This window comes from Georgenia ruanii (assembly GCF_009193175.1).
Classification (GTDB): domain Bacteria; phylum Actinomycetota; class Actinomycetes; order Actinomycetales; family Actinomycetaceae; genus Georgenia; species Georgenia ruanii.
Window position 1 is genome coordinate 406,503 of sequence record NZ_VUKE01000001.1, and the last position, 21,289, is coordinate 427,791.

General features: G+C 76.0%; 22 protein-coding genes. 9 read left to right on the forward strand and 13 right to left on the reverse strand.

Features of this window, described 5'->3' with window-relative positions; translation table 11 throughout:
• Window positions 1-43 precede the first annotated feature (43 nt).
• Window positions 44-889 (reverse strand): sugar phosphate isomerase/epimerase family protein, encoded by an 846-nt coding sequence (locus tag GD880_RS01865; RefSeq protein ID WP_152229912.1) that lies wholly within the window; start codon window positions 887-889, stop codon window positions 44-46.
• A complete protein-coding gene (locus GD880_RS01870) occupies window positions 886-1,848 on the reverse strand; it encodes a general stress protein (protein ID WP_193314315.1) in 963 nt (320 codons plus the stop codon). The genes GD880_RS01865 and GD880_RS01870 overlap by 4 nt, the downstream gene beginning before the upstream one ends.
• A gap of 102 nt (window positions 1,849-1,950) precedes the next feature.
• Here GD880_RS01870 and GD880_RS01875 point away from each other — a divergent pair, with 102 nt between their 5' ends.
• Genes GD880_RS01875 through GD880_RS01885 form a run of 3 tightly spaced genes read left to right on the forward strand, consistent with a single transcriptional unit; the run spans window position 1,951 to window position 4,944 of the window.
• Window positions 1,951-3,228, forward strand: coding sequence for a magnesium transporter MgtE N-terminal domain-containing protein (locus GD880_RS01875; protein ID WP_152230146.1), 1,278 nt, complete (start codon window positions 1,951-1,953; stop codon window positions 3,226-3,228).
• Window positions 3,221-3,814 (forward strand): DUF1003 domain-containing protein, encoded by a 594-nt coding sequence (locus GD880_RS01880; RefSeq protein ID WP_152229913.1) that lies wholly within the window; start codon window positions 3,221-3,223, stop codon window positions 3,812-3,814. Before GD880_RS01875 ends, GD880_RS01880 begins: the two co-directional genes overlap by 8 nt.
• A complete protein-coding gene (locus tag GD880_RS01885; protein ID WP_152229914.1) occupies window positions 3,811-4,944 on the forward strand; it encodes an Mrp/NBP35 family ATP-binding protein in 1,134 nt (377 codons plus the stop codon). Before GD880_RS01880 ends, GD880_RS01885 begins: the two co-directional genes overlap by 4 nt.
• 122 nt (window positions 4,945-5,066) lie before the next feature.
• Here GD880_RS01885 and GD880_RS01890 read toward each other — a convergent pair whose 3' ends face one another.
• The 5 genes from GD880_RS01890 to sigE form a co-directional block, all read right to left on the reverse strand.
• Window positions 5,067-5,279, reverse strand: coding sequence for a DUF3072 domain-containing protein (locus tag GD880_RS01890; RefSeq protein WP_152229915.1), 213 nt, complete (start codon window positions 5,277-5,279; stop codon window positions 5,067-5,069).
• Between the two features lie 40 nt (window positions 5,280-5,319).
• A complete protein-coding gene (locus GD880_RS01895) occupies window positions 5,320-5,937 on the reverse strand; it encodes a twin-arginine translocase TatA/TatE family subunit (protein WP_152229916.1) in 618 nt (205 codons plus the stop codon).
• A gap of 57 nt (window positions 5,938-5,994) precedes the next feature.
• Entirely contained in the window at window positions 5,995-7,245 is a 1,251-nt protein-coding gene (locus GD880_RS20570; RefSeq protein WP_226909302.1) for a S1C family serine protease, read from the reverse strand.
• Window positions 7,246-7,976: 731 nt separating this feature from the next.
• Window positions 7,977-8,909 carry an anti-sigma factor family protein gene (locus GD880_RS01905; protein WP_152229918.1) on the reverse strand — a complete coding sequence of 311 codons (933 nt, stop codon included), beginning with the start codon at window positions 8,907-8,909 and terminating at the stop codon, window positions 7,977-7,979.
• The gene (sigE, locus tag GD880_RS01910) at window positions 8,906-9,547 is read right to left on the reverse strand and encodes an RNA polymerase sigma factor SigE (protein ID WP_152229919.1); all 642 of its coding nucleotides are present in this window, start codon (window positions 9,545-9,547) and stop codon (window positions 8,906-8,908) included. Before sigE ends, GD880_RS01905 begins: the two co-directional genes overlap by 4 nt.
• 160 nt (window positions 9,548-9,707) lie before the next feature.
• Here sigE and GD880_RS01915 point away from each other — a divergent pair, with 160 nt between their 5' ends.
• On the forward strand, window positions 9,708-10,340 hold the full coding sequence (locus GD880_RS01915) for a class I SAM-dependent methyltransferase (RefSeq protein WP_152229920.1): 633 nt from the start codon (window positions 9,708-9,710) through the stop codon (window positions 10,338-10,340).
• Window positions 10,341-10,407: 67 nt separating this feature from the next.
• Here GD880_RS01915 and GD880_RS01920 read toward each other — a convergent pair whose 3' ends face one another.
• The 3 genes from GD880_RS01920 to dapE form a co-directional block, all read right to left on the reverse strand.
• Entirely contained in the window at window positions 10,408-10,575 is a 168-nt protein-coding gene (locus tag GD880_RS01920) for a DUF3117 domain-containing protein (protein WP_193314316.1), read from the reverse strand.
• A 90-nt stretch (window positions 10,576-10,665) separates the two neighbouring features.
• Complete coding sequence (locus tag GD880_RS01925; protein ID WP_152229921.1) at window positions 10,666-11,499, reverse strand: LOG family protein; 834 nt, start codon at window positions 11,497-11,499, stop codon at window positions 10,666-10,668.
• A 28-nt stretch (window positions 11,500-11,527) separates the two neighbouring features.
• Window positions 11,528-12,643, reverse strand: coding sequence for a succinyl-diaminopimelate desuccinylase (gene dapE, locus GD880_RS01930; protein WP_152229922.1), 1,116 nt, complete (start codon window positions 12,641-12,643; stop codon window positions 11,528-11,530).
• A 243-nt stretch (window positions 12,644-12,886) separates the two neighbouring features.
• On the opposite strand from dapE, the gene GD880_RS01935 reads away from it, so the two are divergent.
• From GD880_RS01935 to GD880_RS21000, 3 genes are read left to right on the forward strand one after another with little or no spacing between them, the layout of a single operon-like run.
• Entirely contained in the window at window positions 12,887-13,177 is a 291-nt protein-coding gene (locus GD880_RS01935) for a FeoA family protein (protein ID WP_152229923.1), read from the forward strand.
• Window positions 13,174-15,111: a ferrous iron transporter B gene (gene feoB / locus GD880_RS01940; RefSeq protein ID WP_152229924.1), complete on the forward strand. Its 1,938-nt coding sequence runs from the start codon at window positions 13,174-13,176 to the stop codon at window positions 15,109-15,111. Before GD880_RS01935 ends, feoB begins: the two co-directional genes overlap by 4 nt.
• Window positions 15,108-15,791 carry a NifU family protein gene (locus GD880_RS21000; protein WP_264372263.1) on the forward strand — a complete coding sequence of 228 codons (684 nt, stop codon included), beginning with the start codon at window positions 15,108-15,110 and terminating at the stop codon, window positions 15,789-15,791. The genes feoB and GD880_RS21000 overlap by 4 nt, the downstream gene beginning before the upstream one ends.
• A gap of 86 nt (window positions 15,792-15,877) precedes the next feature.
• On the opposite strand, the gene GD880_RS01950 is transcribed toward GD880_RS21000, so the two are convergent.
• Complete coding sequence (locus GD880_RS01950) at window positions 15,878-17,296, reverse strand: NAD(P)H-quinone dehydrogenase (RefSeq protein WP_226909334.1); 1,419 nt, start codon at window positions 17,294-17,296, stop codon at window positions 15,878-15,880.
• A 223-nt stretch (window positions 17,297-17,519) separates the two neighbouring features.
• Here GD880_RS01950 and GD880_RS01955 point away from each other — a divergent pair, with 223 nt between their 5' ends.
• Together GD880_RS01955 and GD880_RS01960 are read left to right on the forward strand one after the other, a co-directional pair.
• Complete coding sequence (locus tag GD880_RS01955; protein WP_152229926.1) at window positions 17,520-18,365, forward strand: purine-nucleoside phosphorylase; 846 nt, start codon at window positions 17,520-17,522, stop codon at window positions 18,363-18,365.
• Window positions 18,366-18,462: 97 nt separating this feature from the next.
• Window positions 18,463-20,163, forward strand: coding sequence for a phospho-sugar mutase (locus GD880_RS01960; protein ID WP_152229927.1), 1,701 nt, complete (start codon window positions 18,463-18,465; stop codon window positions 20,161-20,163).
• A 30-nt stretch (window positions 20,164-20,193) separates the two neighbouring features.
• On the opposite strand, the gene deoC is transcribed toward GD880_RS01960, so the two are convergent.
• Together deoC and GD880_RS01970 are read right to left on the reverse strand one after the other, a co-directional pair.
• Entirely contained in the window at window positions 20,194-20,877 is a 684-nt protein-coding gene (deoC, locus tag GD880_RS01965) for a deoxyribose-phosphate aldolase (protein WP_152229928.1), read from the reverse strand.
• 141 nt (window positions 20,878-21,018) lie between these two features.
• The gene (locus GD880_RS01970; RefSeq protein ID WP_152229929.1) at window positions 21,019-21,255 is read right to left on the reverse strand and encodes a hypothetical protein; all 237 of its coding nucleotides are present in this window, start codon (window positions 21,253-21,255) and stop codon (window positions 21,019-21,021) included.
• Between the last annotated feature and the right edge of the window lie 34 nt (window positions 21,256-21,289).

Below are 21,289 nucleotides of genomic sequence, written 5' to 3' on the forward strand. Positions count from 1 at the left end.
CCGGGCGCGGCCCGCGCGGCCCTCGGGCGGCGTGGCGACCCGCTCACCCCTCCTCGGGCACCTCCGCCGCCCGCGTCACGGCCCGGGCGGCGCCGTCGGCCAGGTGCCGGCGGGCGAAGTCGAGGGACTCGGCCAGCGCGGACCGGCGCCCCACCCCGGACATCTTGCGAGTGTTGACCTCGACGACGACGGACCCGGCGAAGCGCTGCCCGGCGAGCATCTGGAGCACCTCGGCGCATGGCTGGTCACCGCGCCCGGGGACGAGGTGGTCGTCCATGAACGTGTTGGTCCCGTCCGCCAGGTGCAGGTGCGCCAGTCGGGGGTAGAGCTCGTCCGCCATGGCCAGGGCACCGTCGCGGTCGAGCCCGGCGGTGGCGGTGTGCGACAGGTCCAGGGTGACCGACCGGTAGTCGTGCTCCAGCGGGTCCCAGCCGGGCAGGTACGCCTGCATGGTGCGCTCGCGCTTCTGGGTCTTGGCCCGCCAGGGGAACATGTTCTCCACGGCCAGGCGCATCCCGTCGAGCCGCTCGCGCTCGGCGATGGCGCCGACGAAGTGCTCGGCGTAGCTGCGCTGCCAGCGGAAGGGCGGGTGGACGACGACGACGTCCGCCCCCACCGCGTGCGCCAGCTCGGTCGAGCGGTCGATCTTGTCCCAGGGGTCCTTGCCCCACACCCCCTGGGTCAGCAGGAGCGTCGGCGCGTGGATGGCGAGCACGGGCAGGCCGTACTCCTCGCTCAGGTGCCGCAGCCGCGCGGCGTCCTGGCTGTCGGGGTCGCGCAGCACCATGACCTCGACGCCGTCGTAGCCCAGCGACTTCGCGAGGTCATAGGTCTCTTCGACGCCGCCGGGGTACACCGAGGAGGTCGACAGGCCGACCGGGATCGTCACCGGGAGCGGCCCCCGTCGTCGTGCTCGCTGCCCGCCGGGGCCTCCTCGGAGCCGCCGCCCGGCTCGGGCCCGGCACCCCGGTCGGGCCCGGCACCCTGGTCGGGCCCGGCACCCTGGTCAGGCCCCGCAGCCTCGCCGGGCCCGGCGCCGTGGCCGGGGCCCTGGTCGGGCCCGGCGGGCCGCCGCCAGTGCCGCGGCGCGCTCTCGGCGGTCGGGGACGCCGCCGGCACCTCGGGCTGGGCGGAGGGCTCGAGGTCCTCCAGGCGCAGGCCGTAGCGCGGGCGCTCGCTGGTCCGGGCGCCCGCCGGCGGGGCGGCGGGGGGCATGCCGGGCGTGGCGGGCGTGGCGCCGGGGCCGCCCGCCCCGGGCGAGCCCGGCCCGGGGGCGGTGGCGCCGTACCGCGGCGGGGCGTAGGGGTTGCCGGAGGTGGGGGGCGGCGCGGGCGCGGCGGCCTGCGGCGCGGGGCGGGCGTGCCCGGCGCGCCCGACGGCGGCCAGCATCTGGCGCGCCTCCCCGGCGTTCTCGGCCGCGCACAGGATCGCGTAGCGGCCGGCGACCACCTGGCTGGCAGAGGTGAAGTCGCGCTTGCCGCCGGTCAGGGCGTAGGAGACCACGGCGAAGAGGATGCCGAACGCGGCGCCGATGAGCACGCCGGCGAGCAGCGGGAAGCCACCACCCCTCGGCGTGAACAGCCAGTAGACCAGGGCGATCATCAGGCCGAACCAGGCCCCGCTCATCGCGCCGGCGCCGGCCACCCGGGCGTAGGTGAGGCGGCCGGTGATGCGCTCGACCAGCCGCAGGTCGGTGCCCACGATGGAGACGTGCCGGACGGGGAAGGCCTCGTCCGCCAGGTGGTCGACGGCCTGCTGCGCCTCGAGGTACGTCGTGAAGGAGGCGATCTCGACACCGGTGGGCATCGTCGGGAGCGCGGCGTCGCTCGGTCTGCGCATCATGGCCATGTCCCGATCTTCCTCTGTCGCACCGTCCGGTGCCAGGCCGCCGGGCGTGGGCGAGCCGCGCGCGGGGACGGCCGTAGGCTTGCCGCCGTGAGCACCTCGACCATGCGGAGCAGCGCGCCACCGAGCCGGGTGTACGTGGCGCGCCTGGCCGGCACCCCCGTCTTCGACCCCCTGGGCGACCAGGTGGGCCGCGTCCACGACGTGGTCGTGCTCGTCCGCGCGAAGGGCAGTCCCCGGGCCGTGGGTCTCGTGGTGGAGGTTTCCGGCAAGCGGCGCGTGTTCGTCCCGCTGACCCGCGTGACCAGCGTCGACGCCGGGGCGGTGATCACCACCGGGCTGGTGAACATCCGCCGCTTCTCCCGCCGCGCCACCGAGACCCTCGTCGTCGCCGAGCTGCTCGACCGCCCGGTGACCTTCCGGGACGGCTCGGGCACCGCCGTCATCGAGGACGTCGCGATGGAGCAGCAGCGCAACGGCGACTGGCTGGTCACCAAGCTGTTCGTGCGCCGTTCCGGGCGGGGGCTGCGCCGCGGCGAGGCGTTCGTCGTCGACGTCGAGGAGGTGACGGGCGTGGCCACCAGCCCGGCCCAGCAGGGCGCGACCGCGCTGCTGGCCACCCTCGAGGACCTCAAGCCCGCCGACATCGCCGACGTGCTGCGCGACCTCCCCGACGCCCGCCGCCTCGAGGTGGCCGCCGAGCTCGACGACGAGCGGCTCGCCGACGTCCTCGAGGAGCTGGGCGAGGAGGACCGGGTCTCCATCGTCTCGGGCCTGGATCTCGAGCGGGCCGCCGACGTCCTCGACGTCATGCAGCCCGACGACGCCGCCGACCTCGTCTCCGAGCTGCCCACGGAGACGGCCAGCGAGCTGCTCGAGCGCATGGAGCCCGACGAGGCCGAGGACGTCCGCCGCCTGCTCGCCTACGACGAGCACACCGCCGGCGGCCTCATGACCACCGAGCCGATCATCCTGCCCCCGGAGGCCACCATCGCCGCCGCGCTGGCGCACGCCCGGCGCCGTGACGTCACCCCGGCGCTGGCCGCGATGGTGTTCGTGGTGCGCCCGCCGCTGGAGACCCCCACGGGCAAGCTGCTCGGCGTCGTCCACCTGCAGGAGGCGCTGCGCGAACCGCCGCACCAGCTCCTGGGCTCTATCCTCGACAAGGACGTCGACGCCCTCGCCCCCGAGGACGGCATCGGCAAGGTCACCCGGCTGCTGGCCACCTACAACCTCACCGCGCTGCCGGTCGTCGACGCCGGGCGGCGGCTCGTCGGCGCCGTGTCCGTCGACGACGTGCTCGACCACCTGTTGCCCGACGACTGGCGCGACGCCGACGAGGACGTCACCGACGAGGCGATGACGAGGAGCGCGCATGGCTGAGCGCCTGGACACCCCCCTGGAGGCGCGGCGGCGCTGGCGCTGGTACCGCCAGCGCACGAAGGACCCCGACCGCGTGGGCCGGGTGTCGGAGGGCGTGGCCCGCTTCCTCGGCACCCCCCGGTTCGTCATCTACCTGACGATCTTCTGCGTCGCGTGGCTCGGGTGGAACACCTTGGCGCCGACCCACCTCCAGTTCGACAAGGCGGCGCTGGGGTTCACCGCCCTGACCCTGATGCTCTCGCTCCAGGCGTCCTACGCCGCGCCGCTGATCCTGCTCGCCCAGAATCGGCAGACCGACCGCGACCGCGTGGCCGCCGAGCAGGACCGCCAGCGCGCCGAGCGCAACCTCGCCGACACCGAGTACCTCGCCCGCGAGCTGGCGGCGCTGCGCATGGCCATGAACGACCTCGCCACCCGCGACTACGTCCGCTCCGAGCTGCGCGGCCTGCTCGAGGACATCGTCGAGGAGCGCGACGCCCGCATCCGCGAGCTCGAGCTCGAGCTCGCGGCGATGGCCGAGCGGCGCCGGGTCGAACGGGACCACGGTGACGGGTCCCTCGAGGCGCCGCCTACGATGGGCGCATGAGTGCTCCCACCGTCGAGGCAGTCCGGGCCGAGCTCGGCAACGTCATCGACCCCGAGATCCGCCGTCCGATCACCGAGCTCAACATGGTCCGCTCGGTCGAGGTCGGCGACGGCGGCGAGGTGGTCGTCGGCGTCGACCTCACCACCGCCGGCTGCCCCCTGAAGGACACCATCACCCGCGACGTCACCACCGTCGTCGGCAAGATGCCCGGCGTCTCCGGCGTGCGGGTGGACATGGGCGTGATGACCGACGAGCAGCGCAAGGACCTGCGCACGATGCTCCGCGGCGGCGTCGCCGAGCCGGTCATCCCCTTCGCCCAGCCCGGCTCCCTCACCCGCGTCTACGCGGTGACCTCCGGCAAGGGCGGCGTGGGCAAGTCGTCGGTGACGGCGAACCTCGCCGCCGCCATGGCCGCCGACGGGCTCAAGGTCGGCGTCGTCGACGCCGACATCTACGGCTTCTCCATCCCCCGCATGCTGGGCGTCGAGCATCCGCCGACCAAGGTCGACGACATGATCCTGCCGCCGGTGGCGAAGGACGTGAAGGTCATCTCGATCGGCATGTTCACGCAGAACGGCCGGCCGGTGGTCTGGCGCGGGCCGATGCTGCACCGCGCGCTGCAGCAGTTCCTCGCCGACGTCTTCTGGGGCGACCTGGACGTGCTCCTGCTCGACCTGCCGCCCGGGACCGGCGACGTCGCGATCTCCGTGGCGCAGATGCTGCCCACCTCCGAGATCCTCGTGGTGACCACCCCGCAGGTGGCGGCCGCCGAGGTGGCCCAGCGCGCCGGTGTCATCGCCGAGCAGACCCACCAGCACGTCGTCGGCGTCGTGGAGAACATGTCCTGGCTCGAGCAGCCGGACGGCTCGCGGCTGGAGCTCTTCGGCACCGGCGGGGGCGAGCGGGTGAGCACCGAGCTCGGCCGCACGCTCGGCTACCAGGTGCCGCTGCTGGCCCAGGTCCCGCTCGAGCAGTCGCTGCGCGAGGCGGGCGACACCGGCGTGCCGCTGGTGCTGCGCGACACCGACAGCCCCGCGGCGCAGGCGCTGCGCGGCGTGGCCCGCTCCCTCTCGCACCGCGCCCGCGGGCTCGCCGGCCGGTCGCTGGGGATCAGCCCGGTCGGTCGCTGAGCGGCCGAGCCGTCACCCCGGCCGCAGCAGCCAGACTGGCGTGGTGGCTGCGTCCCGGATGCCAGTCCGGCCGCGACCGCGGCTGGCCCGGGGCCGCTCGTGGGCGCCCGGCCCCGTCGCCCTCAGCGCTCGCCCGAGAGGCGCCCGCTCTGGTCCTGGAGCTCGTCGATGAGGCTCGACGCCTGCGCCTTGGTGAGGTTCTCGGGCACCTCCCGGCCAGCCTCGTGCGCCAGGGTGCCGAGGTAGCTCAGCTGCGCCCCGGTGGCGGGCTCGTCGCCGGTGGTCCACTCCTCGGGGTCCTTGATCGTGTCCGACCCGTCGTGCTGATCGCTCATCCCCTCACGCTAGGACGGGCCGCGGAGCGGCGCAGGTCGCTCAGGTCGCCTCGTCGTCGAACGGCACGACGTACGGCTCGGCCTCCGCGCCGACGGCCTGGGCCGGCTCGGCGGGCACGCCGGCCTCGGTGACGGCGCCGGCGACCGAGGCCCCGGCCGGCCACACGACGCCGGGGGCGGCGGACGCCGGGGCGTGTGCCTGCGCGACGACGTCGGCCGGGTTCGCCACCGCGGGCACCGCCCCGGCCGCGCCTTCCGCGCCGGCCGCCGGTGGCACGACGGCGGCGCCGGCCGCGGCCCCGGCTGCGGCGCCGGCCGCGCCCGCGGCGACGGACGGGCGGGTCGGGTTCCCCGAGGGACGACGGCGCGCGGCTGGCGGGCGGCTGACCGGCTTCACCGGCTTCACCGGCTCGTCGTCGAGGAGCGCCTCCCGGACGATGCGCCGCGGGTCGTACTGCCGGGGGTCGAACTTCGCGAGGTCGTCGAACTCGGGCCCGAGCTCCTCGCGGACCTTCTCCTTGGCCCCGGTGGCGAGCTTCTTGAGCTCCCGGGTGAGCCGTCCGAGCTGCTGGGCGAGGGCGGGCAGGCGCTCGGGGCCGATGAGCAGGAAGGCGAGCACGAGCAGGACGACGAGCTCGCCGCCGGAGATACCTGGCACGCCCTCAGGATAGTTCGCCCCGGCACCCCTGAGCGCCCCTGCTCACCGCCGCGCGATTCAGTCGGACTCCTCCTCGCCGAGGACCACGGAGACGGTCCGCTCCTGGCCGCCGCGCCGCACCTTCAGCTCGACGGTGTCCCCCGGGGCGCGGGAGCGGATCGCGACGATCAGCTCGTCGGGGTCGGTGACCGGGCGGCCGTCGATGCTGAGGATGACGTCGCCGGGCTTGATCCCGGCCGCGTCGCCCGGGCCGCCCGGCGTGACGGCCGGCTGTCCGCCCTGGTTGTCGGTGAGGACCTGGACGCCCTCGCCGGTGTACCGGGTGTCGAGGGCGACCCCGATGACCGGGTAGGTGGCCCGCCCGTCGGCGATGAGCTGCTCGGCGGTGCGGCGCACCTGGTTGGCGGGGATCGCGAAGCCGAGCCCGATGCTCCCGGTGGCCTGCGAGGAGCCCGACGCCTGCGCGATGGCGGTGTTGATGCCCACCACCTGGCCCGCGGCGTCCACCAGCGGTCCGCCGGAGTTGCCGGGGTTGATCGCGGCGTCGGTCTGGATGGCGTTGATGAAGGTGGAGGCGCCCGGCCCGCCCGCGCGCACCGGCCGGTTGAGGGCGCTGATGATGCCGGTGGTGACGGTGCCCTGCAGGCCCAGCGGGGCGCCGACGGCGACCACCGGGTCGCCCACGGCGACGGTGTCGGAGTCGGCGAGGACGAGCGGGGCGAGCCCGGCCCGGTCGACCTTGAGGACCGCGACGTCGTACTCGGCGGTGCGCCCGACGATGTCGGCCTCGGCCTGGGTGCCGTCCGCGAAGACGACGACGACGCGGCCGCCGCCGTCCGCCGCCGCCTGCACGACGTGGTTGTTCGTGACGACGTAGCCGTCCTCGCGCAGGATCATCCCGGTGCCCGAGGCGCGCTGCCCGCCCGCCGTCGTCTCGATGTAGACGGTCGAGGGCAGCACGGTCTTGGCGATGCCCGCCACCGAGTCCGGCGCGCGGTCGACGTCGCCGCCGGAGGACGCCGGCAGCGCGCCGGCGCGGGCCTCGCCGACGCCGAACACGGCCCGCGCGCCCAGCCCGCCGAGCAGCAGCCCGGTGAGCAGGGCGACGAGCACGAGGAGGACGACGACGCCGCGGCCCACCCCGGGACGGGCCGCCGGGGCCGCGTACGGGACCGGGACGACGCCGCCCGGCCCGGCGCCGGCCGGGTGAGCGGGTGCGGCGGCCACGGGTTCGGCGGGCTCGCCCGCCCCGGCGTGCTGCGCCGCGCCCGGATGCGGCGCGCCGGTGCGCGGCGTGCCGGCGGCCACGCCCGCCGGCGGGGCGCCCGGCGCACGCCACGTCGAGGGGGGCGCGAAGACCGGCTGCGGCCGGGCCCCGTGCGCCGGCGCCGCGGCGTCACCCGGCGCCGGCGGCGCGGGCGGGGCGGGCGGCAGCGGCCGCGTGTCCCCGGCGGGCGCGGTGAGCCCCGCCGTCCCGGGGCCGCCGGGCGGGGCCGGGAGCGGCCCCGAGGCCGGCGCAGAGAACTGGCCGGGAGCCGGTGCTGCGAGCTGCCCGGGAGCCGGGGCGGCGAACGGCCCCGCAGCCGGGGCGGCAGACGACCCGGGAGCCGGACCCGCCAGCGGCCCGGGAGGCGGGCTCGCCGGCGGCGCGGCGGGCGGGGCGAACGGCCACCTCCCCGGTGCCGGGTCGGCCGGCGCGGAGGCCCCTTGCCACCTGGCACCCGCCTCGCCGGCGCCGGGCCCGGGCGCTCCGGGCCCGGGCGCGGCGCGGCGGGCGCGCCGCGCGGACCGGAACGACCGGCGCCAGCGCGAGGACCCGGCCTCCGCCTCGGGGGTCGCCCCGGGGTTGCCGTCCGCACCCGGCAGCGCGCCGGGCCGGTGGTAGGGCGCCGCGCCGGGGGCGGGCGTGGGGGCGTAGTCGTACGGGTCGGCCGCGGCCGGGCGGGGCTCGCCGGGCGGAGGCGAGTCGCCGGCGTGAGGGGGCTCGGCGGGAAGGGTGCCGTGCTCGTGCGTCATGTCGGGCCCTCTCCCGTCCGTGCTCACCTCGCGATCAGGTCGGTCCACCCGACCAGTGTCTGCCATCCGCGGCCCAGCCGGTCGGTCATCCCGGATCCCGGCTCGGTGACCGGAAACGCGCCGGCGACGGCGCGCACGGCGTCGTCCTCGCCGCCGGGGCCGGCGACCAGGACCGTGATGTCGCCGCACTGCAGCACCAGCGCGATGCCCGACACCGGCAGCTCGTAGGCCGCGTGAGAGCCCAGGTCGACCGCGGGCAGCTCGGCCAGCGAGGCGCCGTCGAGCACCCCCCGCTGCTCGAGCACGACCACCTGGTGCCCGTCGCCGACCAGCTCGATCTCCAGCAGCTCCTCGCCGGCCGGACCCTCGACCGTGCCCACGTGGCTCACCCGCAGGTCCGCGGGCAGCCGGCTCGGCGCGCTCCACCCGTTGGCCGCCAGCCAGCCCAGCGCCGCGTGCGTGGTGTCGACGGTCGGCCCGCCGACCGCGGCCGTGCGCGGCGTGTCGGCCGAGACGACGAACCGCGACTCCCCCGTCCCGGCGCCGGTGAGCTGGGCCACCATGAGGGCGGGGTCGCCGGTGCGCTCGGTGAGCATGCCGACGACCGTCAGCATCCCGGCCACGCCGGCCGCGCCGGCGAGGACCAGGACGCTGCGCACCGCGAGGCGCCGCCGGGCCCGGCCGGAGGTCAGGGGCTGCAGGGCGACGTCGACGAGGGTGCGGGTGCGGTGCGCCGCGGGCGGCGGCTCGTGCGCCATCCGCATGAGCCTGCTGGTGAGCTCGGCGCTGGGGGCGATGTCCCGCGCCTGTGCCAGGCGCCGGCGGGAGGCACGCTCGTGGGCCACCTCCCGGGCGCACGGCTCGCAGCCGACCAGGTGGGCGAGCGCCTCCTCGGCGCGCTCCGGCGGCAGCTGGCCGTCGACCAGTGCGCTGACGTCGTCGCCCAGGTGGCTCATCCGGCGCCCCCGTGCAGCGCCGGCGTGGGCGGCTGGGCCGCGGAGCGGGACGCCGCCGACCCCGGACGGCGGTGCTCGAGCTGCTCGCGCAGCATGGCCCGGGCGCGGTGGATCCGCGAGCGGACGGTGCCCATCTTGATGTCGAGGGTCGCGGCGATCTCCTCGTAGGACAGGCCCTCGATGTCGCACAGCACGACGGCGGCGCGGTAGCGCGGCGGGAGGGCGTCCAGGGCGGCCTGGACGTCGAGGTCGAGGTGGGCGTGCTCGAAGCCGCGCTCGGGCTCCTCGGAGTCGTGCGCGTTCGGAAGCCGGTCGGTGGCCTCGCCGATGGGATCCATCCGCACCCGGGAGCGCCGGCGGGCCTGGTCGAGGAAGAGGTTGGTGGTGATGCGGTGCAGCCAGCCGTCGAAGTTGCCCGGCTGGTAGGCGTGCAGCGAGCGGAAGACGCGCACGAAGGTCTCCTGCGTGAGGTCCTCCGCGTCGGCGCGGTTACCGGTGAGACGGTACGCCAGGCGGTACACCCGCGGGGAGTGCTCGGCGACGATCTGCTCCCACGACGGCGCCGACCACTCGGCGGCCCCGTCGGCTGCGGCGGCGCTCGGGGCCTGGGGGGCGGAGCTATGGTCCGCGTCGGGCATGGTCACGTCCTTCGGGGCAGGCGATTGGCCACCATGGTACGGAGAGTTGCTGGACGTCGCCTGGGAGCGGGCGGCGCCCCGGTAGCATCAGACGTCGGTCCGCATCGCGGATCACGCACCACCACGGCGCCCGCCGCCCCGTCCTGCCGGAGGCCTCACCATCGTTGCCGACAAGGCCCTGTCCTGGGCCTACACCGAAGAGTTCGTTCCCGAGGACGACGCCATCGCCGGCGCGCGGCTGCGGGCGGCCGAGCTGGGCGTCACGCCGGTCTCGGCGGGGACCGGCGCCGCGCTGCGCGTGCTCGCCGCGGCCGGCCGGGCGCACGCGGTGGCCGAGGTGGGGACCGGCACCGGCGTGAGCGCGCTGTGGCTGCTCGGCGGGATGACCCCCGACGGCGTGCTCACCACCATCGACGTCGAGTCCGAGCACCAGCGCGCCGCCCGTCAGGCCTTCGCCGCCGCCGGCATCCGCCCGGCCCGCACCCGGCTCATCGCCGGCCGCGCCCTCGACGTCCTGCCCCGCCTCGCCGACGGCGCCTACGACCTCGTCCACGTCGACGGCGACCCCACCGAGGCCGGCGACGACGTCGCCCAGGCGGTGCGCCTGCTGCGTCCCGGCGGGATCCTCGCCGTCAACGCCGCGCTGTGGCACGACCGCGTGGCCGACCCCGCCCGGCGCGACGACACCACGGTGGCGGTGCGGGAGCTGGGCCGGCAGGTGCGCGAGGACGCCCGCCTCGTCAGCGCGCTGCTGCCCAGCGGCGACGGCCTGCTGGTGGCCGTGCGCCGCTGAACGCCCCTCAAACGGCCGACGGCCGGCCAGCAAGGCCGGCCGGCCGTCGGGTGCGTGTGGTGGGTGCTCAGCTGGCCACGGCGCTGAGCGCCTCGCTCAGCTCGCCGGCCTCCGCCGGCGTGAGCTCGACGACCAGCCGGCCACCACCCTCGAGCGGGACGCGCATGACGATGCCCCGTCCCTCCTTGGTCACCTCGAGCGGTCCGTCTCCGGTCCTCGGCTTCATCGCGGCCATGTGGTGCACCCCTTTTCTCCATGGATGTCGGACCGTCCGCCCGGGCCGCAAAGAGGTTCCGTTCGGACTGCCACTGGAGTTAAGTCTAGATCACTCAGGGGCGCCGCCGGCCTCGACCGACGCGGCTTCCTGCGCCTGACGCTCCTTCGCCAGCACCCGCACACGCTCCAGCACCGCCTCCACGGCGTCCGCCGCCGTGTCCACGACGGGCAGCAGCTCGAGGTCGGCCGGACTGATGGTGCCGCGGGCGACCATGGTGTCCCGCAGCCAGGCCACCAGCCCGCCCCAGTACTCGCTGCCGACGAGGACGATCGGGAAGGAGGAGACCTTCTGCGTCTGCACCAGGGTGAGGGCCTCGAAGAGCTCGTCCATGGTGCCGAAGCCGCCGGGCAGGACGATGAACCCCTGGGAGTACTTGACGAACATCGTCTTGCGGGCGAAGAAGTAGCGGAAGTTCACCCCGAGGTCGACCCACTGGTTCATGCCCTGCTCGAACGGCAGCTCGATGCCCAGCCCGACCGAGAGCCCGTCGGCCTCGCAGGCGCCCTTGTTCGCGGCCTCCATGATCCCCGGCCCGCCGCCGGTGACGACGGCGAAGCCGGCCTCGACGAGCCGGTGCCCGATCTCCTCGGCGAGGACGTACTCCGGCTCCTCGGGCTTGACGCGGGCGGAACCGAACACCGAGATCGCCGGGCCGATCTCGGCGAGCGCGCCGAAGCCCTCGATGAACTCCGCCTGGATGCGCAGCACCCGCCAGGGGTCCTGGTGCAGCCAGCTGGTGTCCTGCTCCGGCTTGAGCAGGCGGGCGTCCGTCGTCTCGTCCGGGACCAGCGCCCCCCGCAGGAGCACCGGGCCCTTGCGGTAGCCGTTGCTCTCGGGGCGGCCGTCGGGGTCGCGGCGGTTGGGATGGACCGTGCGTGTCATGGGACCAGTGTCCTCGGTGTCGACGGGGTCAGGCGAGCCAGCCGCGCAGCGCGTCGGCGCAGACCCGGATCTGGTCCACGGGTACGCGCTCGTCGTCGGCGTGGGCGAGCATGGGATCGCCGGGGCCGAAGTTCACCGCCGGCACGCCGAGCTCGGCGAACCGGGCGACGTCCGTCCATCCGTACTTCGGGCCCGGCGCCCCGCCGGTGACCGCGGTGACGGCCGAGACGAACCCGGCCACGAGCGGGTGGTCGAGCCCGGGCCGGGCCCCGCCGGCCAGGTCGGTGACGGTCACCTCGTAGCCGTCGAAGACCTCCCGCACGTGCCTCTCCGCCTCATGCGGCGAGCGGGACGGGGCGAAACGGTAGTTGACGGTCACGACGCACTCGTCGGGGATCATGTTGCTCGCGATGCCGCCGCGGATGCCGACGGCGTTGAGCCCCTCGCGGTAGACCAGCCCGTCGACCTCCACCTCCCGCGGCTGGTACGTGCTGAGCCGGGCGAGCACCTCCCCGGCGCGGTGCACGGCGTTCTCGCCGCGCCACCCGCGCGCCGAGTGCGCGGTGCGCCCGGTCAGCCGCACGTCGGCCCGCAGGGTGCCGTTGCACCCGCCCTCGATCCCCGCGGCGGTGGGCTCGCCGAGGATGGCCAGGTCGCCGGTGACCCACTCGGGGTGCACCCGCACCAGCCGGCCCAGGCCGTTGAGGTCCGCGTGGACCTCCTCGTGGTCGTAGAAGACCCAGGTGACGTCCCAGCGGGGCGCGGTCAGCGCGGCCGCCAGGTGCAGGGCGACGGCGACGCCGCCCTTCATGTCGGTGGCGCCCCGCCCCCACAGCTCCTCCGTGCCGTCGGCGGTGGTCCGGCGCCAGGTGGGCAGGTTGTCCTTGACCGGCACGGTGTCGATGTGGCCGGCGACGACGACGCGCTGGTCGCGGCCCAGGTTCGTGCGGGCGACGACGGCGTCGCCGTCGCGCAGCACCTCGAGGTGGTCGTAGGGCGCCAGCGCCGCCGCGATGGCGTCCGCGAGCGCGCCCTCCTCGCCGGAGACGGACGGGATGTCGCACACGGCCGCGGTGAGGTCGGCGACGTCGGCGACGGCGGGGTCCGGCAGCGCGACGGCGGCGCGCGGGAAGGGCTCACTCATGGTCCGACCCTACGAGGTCGGCCGGGCAGGCAGGGCCACGGCCGGAAGCCGTCGCCGCCGGAGCCGCCCGCGACGCGTCGCCGCCGGCCGGGGACTGCTGCCGACAGCTGGGGACGGCTGCCGCCGGCCCGGGACCAAGGTCAGACCCCTTGCCTAGCGGCTAAGGCTAGCCTTACCTTCTATCCGCCGGACGGTGCCGCCGCCCGAGGCCGGGACACCGGCGCACCCGAGCGAGGAGGGGTCATGGCAGCTCCGGACACCGCTGCTCCCGCCGCGTCCGCTCACCCCCTACCAGAGCCCGCCGGGACGCTCGCGGACCTGGCGCCGGGCTGCCGCGCCTGCGTCAGCGACGTCGTCTCCGCCAGCCCCGCCGTGGCCCGGCGGCTGCGCGACCTGGGCTTCCTGCCCGGTGCGGTGATCGAGGCGGTGCGCCGCGCCCCGCTCGGGGACCCGTGCGTGTACCGGGTCTGCGGCTACTCGCTGTGCCTGCGCCGCGAGCAGGCCCGGGACGTCCAGGTGGTTGCCGCGCCGTGACCTGCCACGTCCCCGAGGACGCCGGCGTGGCGACGGCGGCGCGCCGCGTCGCCCTCGTCGGCAGCCCGAACGCGGGCAAGACGAGCATCTTCAACGCGCTCACCGGCCTCCACGCCAAGACGGGCAACTACCCGGGCGTCACCGTCGCGCGCTCGGTGGGCACCTGCCAGGTCGACGGCGCGGACGTCGTCGTCGAGGACCTGCCCGGGGCCTACGGCCTGCACCCGGTCAGCCCGGACGAGCAGGTCGTCGCGGACCTGCTGGCCGGCCGGCTCGCCGGCGTGCCCGCCCCGGACGCCCTCGTCGTCGTCGCCGATGCGACCACGCTGCGCCGGTCGCTGACGCTGGTCGCCGAGGTGCTCGCGCTGGGGCGGCCGACCTGCGTCGTCGTGACGATGTCCGACGAGCTCGCCCGCCGCGGCGGGCAGCTGTCCGTGCCCGGGCTGCAGGCGGCGCTGGGGGTGCCCGTCCACCGCGTGCTCGGCCACCGCCGGGCGGGCATCGATGCGCTGCGGGCGACGCTTCCCGGTGCCGCGGCGTGGCCGCGCTCCCCGCTCGCGCCGCCGACCGAGCCGGCGGAAACGGCCGCGTGGATCGACTCGGTGCTCGCCGCCGCGGACTACCGCGCCCCGCACCTGGACGCGACCACCGAACGCCTGGACCGGGCGCTCCTGCACCCGGTGTGGGGCACGATCACGTTCTTCGCGGTGATGTTCGCGTTCTTCCAGACGATCTTCGTGGTGGCGGCGCCGCTGCAGGGGGCCATCGAGACCTTCTTCGGCTGGCTCGCCGGCCTGGTCCGCGCCCAGGTCCCCAGCCCGACGCTGGCCGGTCTGCTCGCCGACGGCATCATCGGCGGGGTGGGCGCGGTGCTCGTGTTCGTCCCGCAGATCATGCTGCTCTTCCTGCTGCTGTCGCTGCTGGAGGGGGTGGGCTACCTCTCCCGCGCGGCCTTCCTCATGGACCGCGTGATGGCCCGGGCCGGCCTGGAGGGGCGGGCCTTCGTCGCGCTGCTCTCCGCCGTGGCCTGCGCCATCCCCGGGATCATGGCCACCCGGTCGCTGCCGTCGGCGCGCGACCGCATCGCCACGATGATGGCCGCCCCGCTCATGACCTGCTCGGCGCGGCTGACCGTGTACGTGCTCCTCATCTCCCTGCTCGTCGAGCCCGGCGCCCGGGTGGGCCCGTTCGGCGCGCAGGGGGTGCTGATGTTCGCCCTGTACCTGCTCGGGGCGGTCTCGGCCATGGCCGCGGCGTGGGTGTTCAGCAAGGTCACCGGGCGTCGCGGCACGGTCATGCCCTTCTACATGGAGATGCCGCCCTACCGGGTGCCCACCGGCCGCAGCGTGCTGGTGGCCATGTGGACCGCCTCGAAGGCGTTCGTCCGCAAGGCGGGCACGATCATCCTCGCGGTGACGCTCGCCCTGTGGCTCATGCTCAACCTGCCCGCACGCTCCGCCGAGGAGCTCACGGCCGCGGGGGTGGACACCACCGACGGCGCCGCCGTGACGAGCTACGTCATGGAGCACAGCGTGGCCGCCGGCGTGGGGCACGCGATCGAGCCCGTCTTCGCCCCGCTCGGCTTCGACTGGCACGTCGACATCGGCATCATCTCCTCCCTCGCCGCCCGGGAGGTGTTCGTCAGCACCCTGGGCCAGGTGGCCGCCGCACAGGACCCCGACAACCCCCGCGCCGCCCTCGCGGGAATGACCTTCACCGACGGCCCGCACGCCGGGGAGCCGGTGCTCACCACCCCGACGACGGTCGCGGTGCTGGTGTTCTTCGTCTACGCCATGCAGTGCATGAGCACGCTGGCGGTGATGCGACGCGAGAGCGGCGGCTGGCGGTGGCCGCTGACCGCCTTCGCGTACATGTCCGTCCTCGCCTGGGTCATGGCCTTCCTGGCCCGGCACCTGACGATGGCGCTGCTGTGAGCGCGCCCGCGCTGGTCCCGATGCACCCGGTCACGGGGGCGGACCCGGCCGAGCTGCGGTGGGTGGTCCCGGCCGGGGCGGTGCCCGTCGCCGGCCCCGTCGCCGCCGCGCCCGGCGCCCTGGGCGGCCTGCTCGGCGACGGCACGCTCGCCCGGGTCGTCGCCGAGCCGCGCGCCGTCGTCACCCGGCTCGGGGCGGGGCACAGCTGGCCCGCCGACGGCGCCCGGGTGCGCACCGCGCTGCACGAGGCGCTGGCGACGCCGGCGGGCTGGACGGTGCGCGCCACGGCCGACCGCGCGACAGCCGACCGCGCGACGCCGACCCGCGTGGGCGACGCCGAGGCCGGTCCGGGAACCCGGACCGGCCTCGCCGACGGATCCGGCCGCGACGCGACGCTGCGGGCCGCGGCGGAGGACGTCCTCGCCGGCCCGGTGGGCGACCTGGCCCGCTCCCACGGCGGCCACATCGAGCTGGCGGACGTGCGCGACGGCGTGGTGGAGGTGCGCATGTCGGGCGCCTGCCACGGCTGCCCCGCAGCGGCGGTGACCATGCACGCCCGCCTCGAGCGCCTGGTGCGCGAGCGCTGCGACGGGCTGGTCGAGGTGCGCGAGGTCGGCGCTCCTACCCGCGCCCGGTTCTGGCTGTCCCTCGCCCGCCGGGGTGCGCCACCCACCTCGTGAGCACAGCCCGCCGACCAACGTCATGCTGGCTGCCGCCCACCGGCCGCTGCGGCTGCGACCGCACCGCCACGGTGGTCGCGCGGGTGTCAGGCCCGGTGCAGCGTCCGGGCGGCCTCGGCGATGGAGCCGGTGAGCGAGGGGTAGATGGTGAAGACGTTGGCCAGCTGGTCCACGGTCAGCCGCTGGGCGACCGCGATGGTGATCGGGTAGATCAGCTCGCTCGCCCGCGGCGCGACGACCACGCCGCCCAGCACCGTGCCGGTGGGCCGGTCGGAGAAGAGCTTGATGAAGCCCTCCTTGATGCCGAGCATCTTCGCCCGCGGGTTGCGCGCCAGCGGCAGGCGGGTGATGGCGCCGTCGACCTCGCCGGCCTCGATGGCCTTCTGCGTCACCCCGATGGTGGCGATCTCCGGCGCGGTGAAGATGTTCGCGGCGACGGAGGCGAGGTCGAGCGGGGCGACGGCGTCGCCGAGGGCGTGCCACATGGCGATGCGGCCCTGCATGGCGGCCACGGACGCCAGCGGCAGCACCCCGGTGCAGTCGCCGGCGGCGTAGACGCGCGGGGCCCGGGTGCGCGAGACCCGGTCGACCTCGATGTGCCCGGACGGCTTGAGGTGCACCCCGGCCTCCTCCAGGCCCAGCCCGGCGGTGTTCGGCACGCCGCCGACCGCGACGAGGCAGTGCGAGCCGGCGACTACGCGCCCGTCGGTCAGCTCGACCTCCACCCCGTCGCCCACCCGCCGCACGCCGGCGGCGCGCGAGCGCGACAGCACGTGCATGCCGCGGCGGGTGAAGACGCCCTCGATGAGCTCGGCGGCGTTCTCGTCCTCCCCCGGCAGCACCCGGTCGCGGCTGGAGATGAGGGTGACCTCGGCGCCGAGGGCGTTGTAGGCACCGGCGAACTCGGCCCCGGTCACGCCCGAGCCGACCACCACGAGGTGCTCGGGGATGTCGGTGAGGTTGTACATCTGCGCCCAGGTGAGGATCCGCTCGCCGTCGGGCTCGGCGGTGGGCAGCATCCGCGGCGTCGCGCCGGTGGCGACGAGGACGATCTGCGCGGCGAGCTCCTCCCGGCCGCCGTCGGCGGTCTCGACGAAGACCCGGCGGTTGGCGTCGGCGTCCATGTGGGCGCCGATGCGCCCGGAGCCGGCGATGATCTCGATGCCCTCACGCTCGAGGCGGTTGCGGATGTCTCGCGACTGCTTCTCGGCGAGCCGCATGACCCGCTGGTCGACCACGTCCATGTCGGCGCGCAGCGCGCCGGCCTCGCCCTCGCCCTCGCCCTCCGCGCCGATGCCCAGCTCGCCGGCCTGCTCGGTCAGCGTCATCCACTCGGCGGTGGCGATGAGCGTCTTGGAGGGCACGACGTCGGTCAGCACGGCGGAGCCGCCCATCCCCTGCCGCTCGACCACCTGGACCTGCGCGCCGAGCTGGCGGGCCACCAGCGCGGCCTCGTACCCACCGGGGCCGCCGCCGATGATGACGACGCGGGAGCCCTCGCGCACCGGCGAGGCGCCGGCTCCGGTCTCGGCCGCGCGACGCTGGTCGCGGCGCCCGGATGGGGCAGCCGGGGCGGCGCCGGCGGTCTCGGTCGCGGGCGGGGGGACGGGGCCGGAAGGAGTGCTCACGTCAGGCCATTGTGCCGAACCGGACGGTCCGGTGCCGCCCGGCGCGCCCCGCGGCGCCGGCCACGGCCGGTCTGGGGCCGTTAGCGGTAGCGTCGTGCCCATGACCGTGCACGACGACGCCAGGCTCGCCGACCTGGACGATCCCGCCCCCGACCCGTTCGCCGTCGCCCGGGCGGCGGCCGAGCTCATCGCCGCGCGCACCGGGGTCGAGCGCCACGCTGTCGCGCTGGTGCTCGGGTCCGGCTGGGGCGGCGCCGCCGACCTCGTCGGCGAGACCGTCGCGGAGATCCCGGCCACCGAGGTGCCGGGCTTCTCCGCCTCCGCGGTCGTCGGGCACGTGGGCACGCTGCGCTCGGTCCGCCTGGCCGGCACGGACAAGCACGCGCTGGTCATCGGCGCCCGCACGCACTACTACGAGCAGCGCAACGTGCGGCGGGTGGCGCACGGGGTGCGGGTGGCCGCGGCGGCCGGCGCACGGACGGTGGTGCTGACCAACGGCTGCGGCGGGCTGGAGGAGGAGTGGCCCCCTGGGACCCCGGTGCTCATCAGCGACCACATCAACCTCACCGGCGCCTCGCCGCTGGAGGGGGCGACCTTCGTCGACCTCACCGACCTGTACTCCACGCGGCTGCGCACCCTGGCCCGCGAGGTCGACCCCGCGCTGCCCGAGGGCGTCTACGTCCAGTTCCCCGGCCCCCACTACGAGACCCCGGCCGAGGTGCAGATGGCCCGCCGCATCGGCGGGCACCTCGTGGGCATGTCGACGGCGCTGGAGGCCATCGCCGCCCGGCACGTGGGCCTGGAGGTGCTGGGGCTGTCGCTGGTGACCAACCCCGCCGCCGGCATCTCCCCCGTGCCGCTCTCCCACGAGGAGGTGCTGGAGGCCGGGCGGGCGGCCGGACCGCGCATCTCCCGGCTGCTCGCCGAGATCGTCCGGCTGCTCTGACGAGCCCGCGGCCCGCCGCGCCCCCACTCCCCCACCGTCGCCCCCGGCCCCGCGCCGTCCCACCCGCCCGACCGCCGGGCCACCGAGGAGCCCACCGATGAAGACCACCGCCGCGGAGGTCCGCGCCTGGATCGACGCCGACCCCGACCCCGCCACCCGCGCCGAGCTGACCGTGCTGCTCCAGCGCACCGAGGCCGGGGACGACGGCGTCACCGCGGCCGGCGCCGAGCTCGACTCCCGCTTCGCCGGCCTGCTGCAGTTCGGCACCGCCGGGCTGCGCGGGGCGCTGGGCGGGGGGCCCAGCCGGATGAACCGGGCCGTGGTCATCAAGGCGGCGGCCGGGCTGTCGGCCTTCCTCACCGCGCGCGTGGGCGCCGGGTTCACCGTGGTGATCGGCTACGACGCACGACACGGCTCGGCCCAGTTCGCCACCGACACCGCCGCGGTGGTCACCGCCGCCGGCGGCCGCGCGCTGCTGCTGCCCGCCGCGCTGCCCACCCCGGTGCTCGCCTTCGCCGTGCGCCACCTGGGCACCGACGCCGGCGTCATGGTCACCGCCTCGCACAACCCGCCCCAGGACAACGGCTACAAGGTCTACCTGGGCGGCCGGGTGGTCACCGGCGCCGGCCAGGGCGCACAGATCGTCCCGCCCTTCGACGGCGAGATCGCCGCCCAGATCGCCGCGGCGGGACCGGCCAACGCCGTGCCGCGCGCGGAGGGCGGCTGGGAGGTGCTCGGCGACGACGTGCGCGAGGCCTACCTGCGCCGCGCCGCCTCGCTCATCCCCGCCCGCCACACCCGGGGCCTGCGCCTCGTGTACACGCCCATGCACGGGGTGGGCGGGGCGACCGCGGTGGAGGCGCTGCGCCGGGTGGGCTTCACCGACGTCCACGTCGTGGCCAAGCAGGCCGACCCCGACCCCGACTTCCCCACCGTGGCCTTCCCCAACCCCGAGGAGCCCGGGGCGCTGGACCTCGCCCTCGAGCTGGCCCGCGCCGTCGACGCCGACCTCGTGCTGGCCAACGACCCCGACGCCGACCGGTGCACCGTCGCGGCGCCCGACCCGACGGTGGCCGGCGGCTGGCGCCAGCTCACCGGTGACGAGATCGGCGCGCTGCTCGGCGCGCAGACCGGGGTGGCGGCGGCGATGACGGGCCGCGGAGTCATGGCGAGCTCGGTGGTCTCCTCCCGGCTGCTGGACCGGATCGCCCGCTCGCACGGCCTCGACCACCGCACCACGCTCACCGGCTTCAAGTGGATCGCGCGCACCGAGGGCCTGGTCTTCGGTTACGAGGAGGCCATCGGCTACTGCGTGGACCCGCAGGCGGTGCGCGACAAGGACGGCATCACCGCCGCCCTGCGACTGGCGTACCTGGCCGCACAGCTGCGCGACGCCGGTTCGAGCGTCCCGGAGATGCTCGACGACCTCGCCCGGCGCCACGGCCTGCACGGCACCAGCCAGCTGGCCATCCGGGTGGCAGACGTCGGGCTCATCGCCGACGCCATGGCCCGCCTGCGCGCCGCCGCCCCGGCCATGCTCGCCGGCGCCCCGGTGGTGACCGTCACCGACCTGTCCGCGGGCTCCGCGGACCTGCCGCCCACCGACGGGCTGTCGTACCTGACGGCGCAGAACGACCGGGTGATCATCCGGCCCTCGGGCACCGAGCCGAAGCTCAAGTGCTACCTGGAGGTCGTCGTCCCGGTGGCCGACCCGGCCGACGTCGCGGCCACCCGCCGGGTGGCGGCGGCCCGGATCGAGCGGCTGCGCGCGGACGTGTCCGCCGCCGTCGGTCTCTGACGGTCCCGGGGCGCCGCCACGAGCGGCCGCTCAGTCGCTCAGACCTTCGAGCACGGCGCGGGTGCCGGACAGGCCCAGCCGGGTGGCGCCGGCGTCGATCATGGCGAGCGCCGCCTCGGTGGTGCGGATGCCGCCGGAGGCCTTGACGCCGAGGCGGCCGCCGACGGTCCGCGCCATCAGCTCGACGGCGTGCACGCTCGCGCCGCCGGCGGGGTGGAAGCCGGTGGAGGTCTTGACGAAGTCCGCGCCCGCCGCCTCGGCGGCTCGGCACACACCGACGATCTGGTCGTCGGTGAGCGCGGCGGACTCGATGATGACCTTGAGCACCACCTGCGGAGCCGCGGCGCGCACGGCCGCGATCTCCTCCTGCACGGCGTCGTACCGGCCGGTGGTGGCCAGGCCGAGGTTGATGACCATGTCCACCTCGTCGGCACCGTCGGCGGCCGAGCGGGCCGCCTCCGCGGCCTTGACCTCGGCGTGGTGGGCGCCGGAGGGGAACCCGCACACGGTGGCGACCTTGACGTCACCGGTAGCGGTCAGGGGCAGCTGGCTCGGCGAGACGCACACGGAGTAGGCGCCGAGCTCTCGGGCCTCCGCGACGAGGGCCGCGACGTCCTCGGCGGTGGCCTCGGGCTTGAGCAGGGTGTGGTCGACCAGGCCGGCGACCTCGGCGCGGGTGCGGCTGACCGATCCCTCGGTGCGGATGTGGCTCATCGATCCTCTTCTCTCCGATGGCGCCGACGGCGTCGGCACGGCCGGTGCCCGGACGGGTGCGGTCCAGGACTCACGGTAGTCGCCCGGGCACGCGGCGGCCCCCGGCACCGGAGCACCGGGGGCCGCCGCGACCCGGGACGGTCAGTACTCCTCGTCCTCGGCGACCACCTCGTCCTCGTCCCCGGGAACCTCGGCGACCTGCTCCGCGACGTCCTCCGGGCTCGCCTCGCGCGTGGGCTCCTGCAGCTCGACCTCCGGGGCGTACTCCTCGGGCTCGGCCACGAGGTCGTCCTCGGGCGTGTGCTCCTCGCCCAGCACGTCAGGGTCCAGCTCGACGGAGGCGGGGGTGGCGACGGGCTCGGGTCGCGGCATGCTCATGACTCCTCCTCGGTGGGGTGGTGGATCTTGCCAG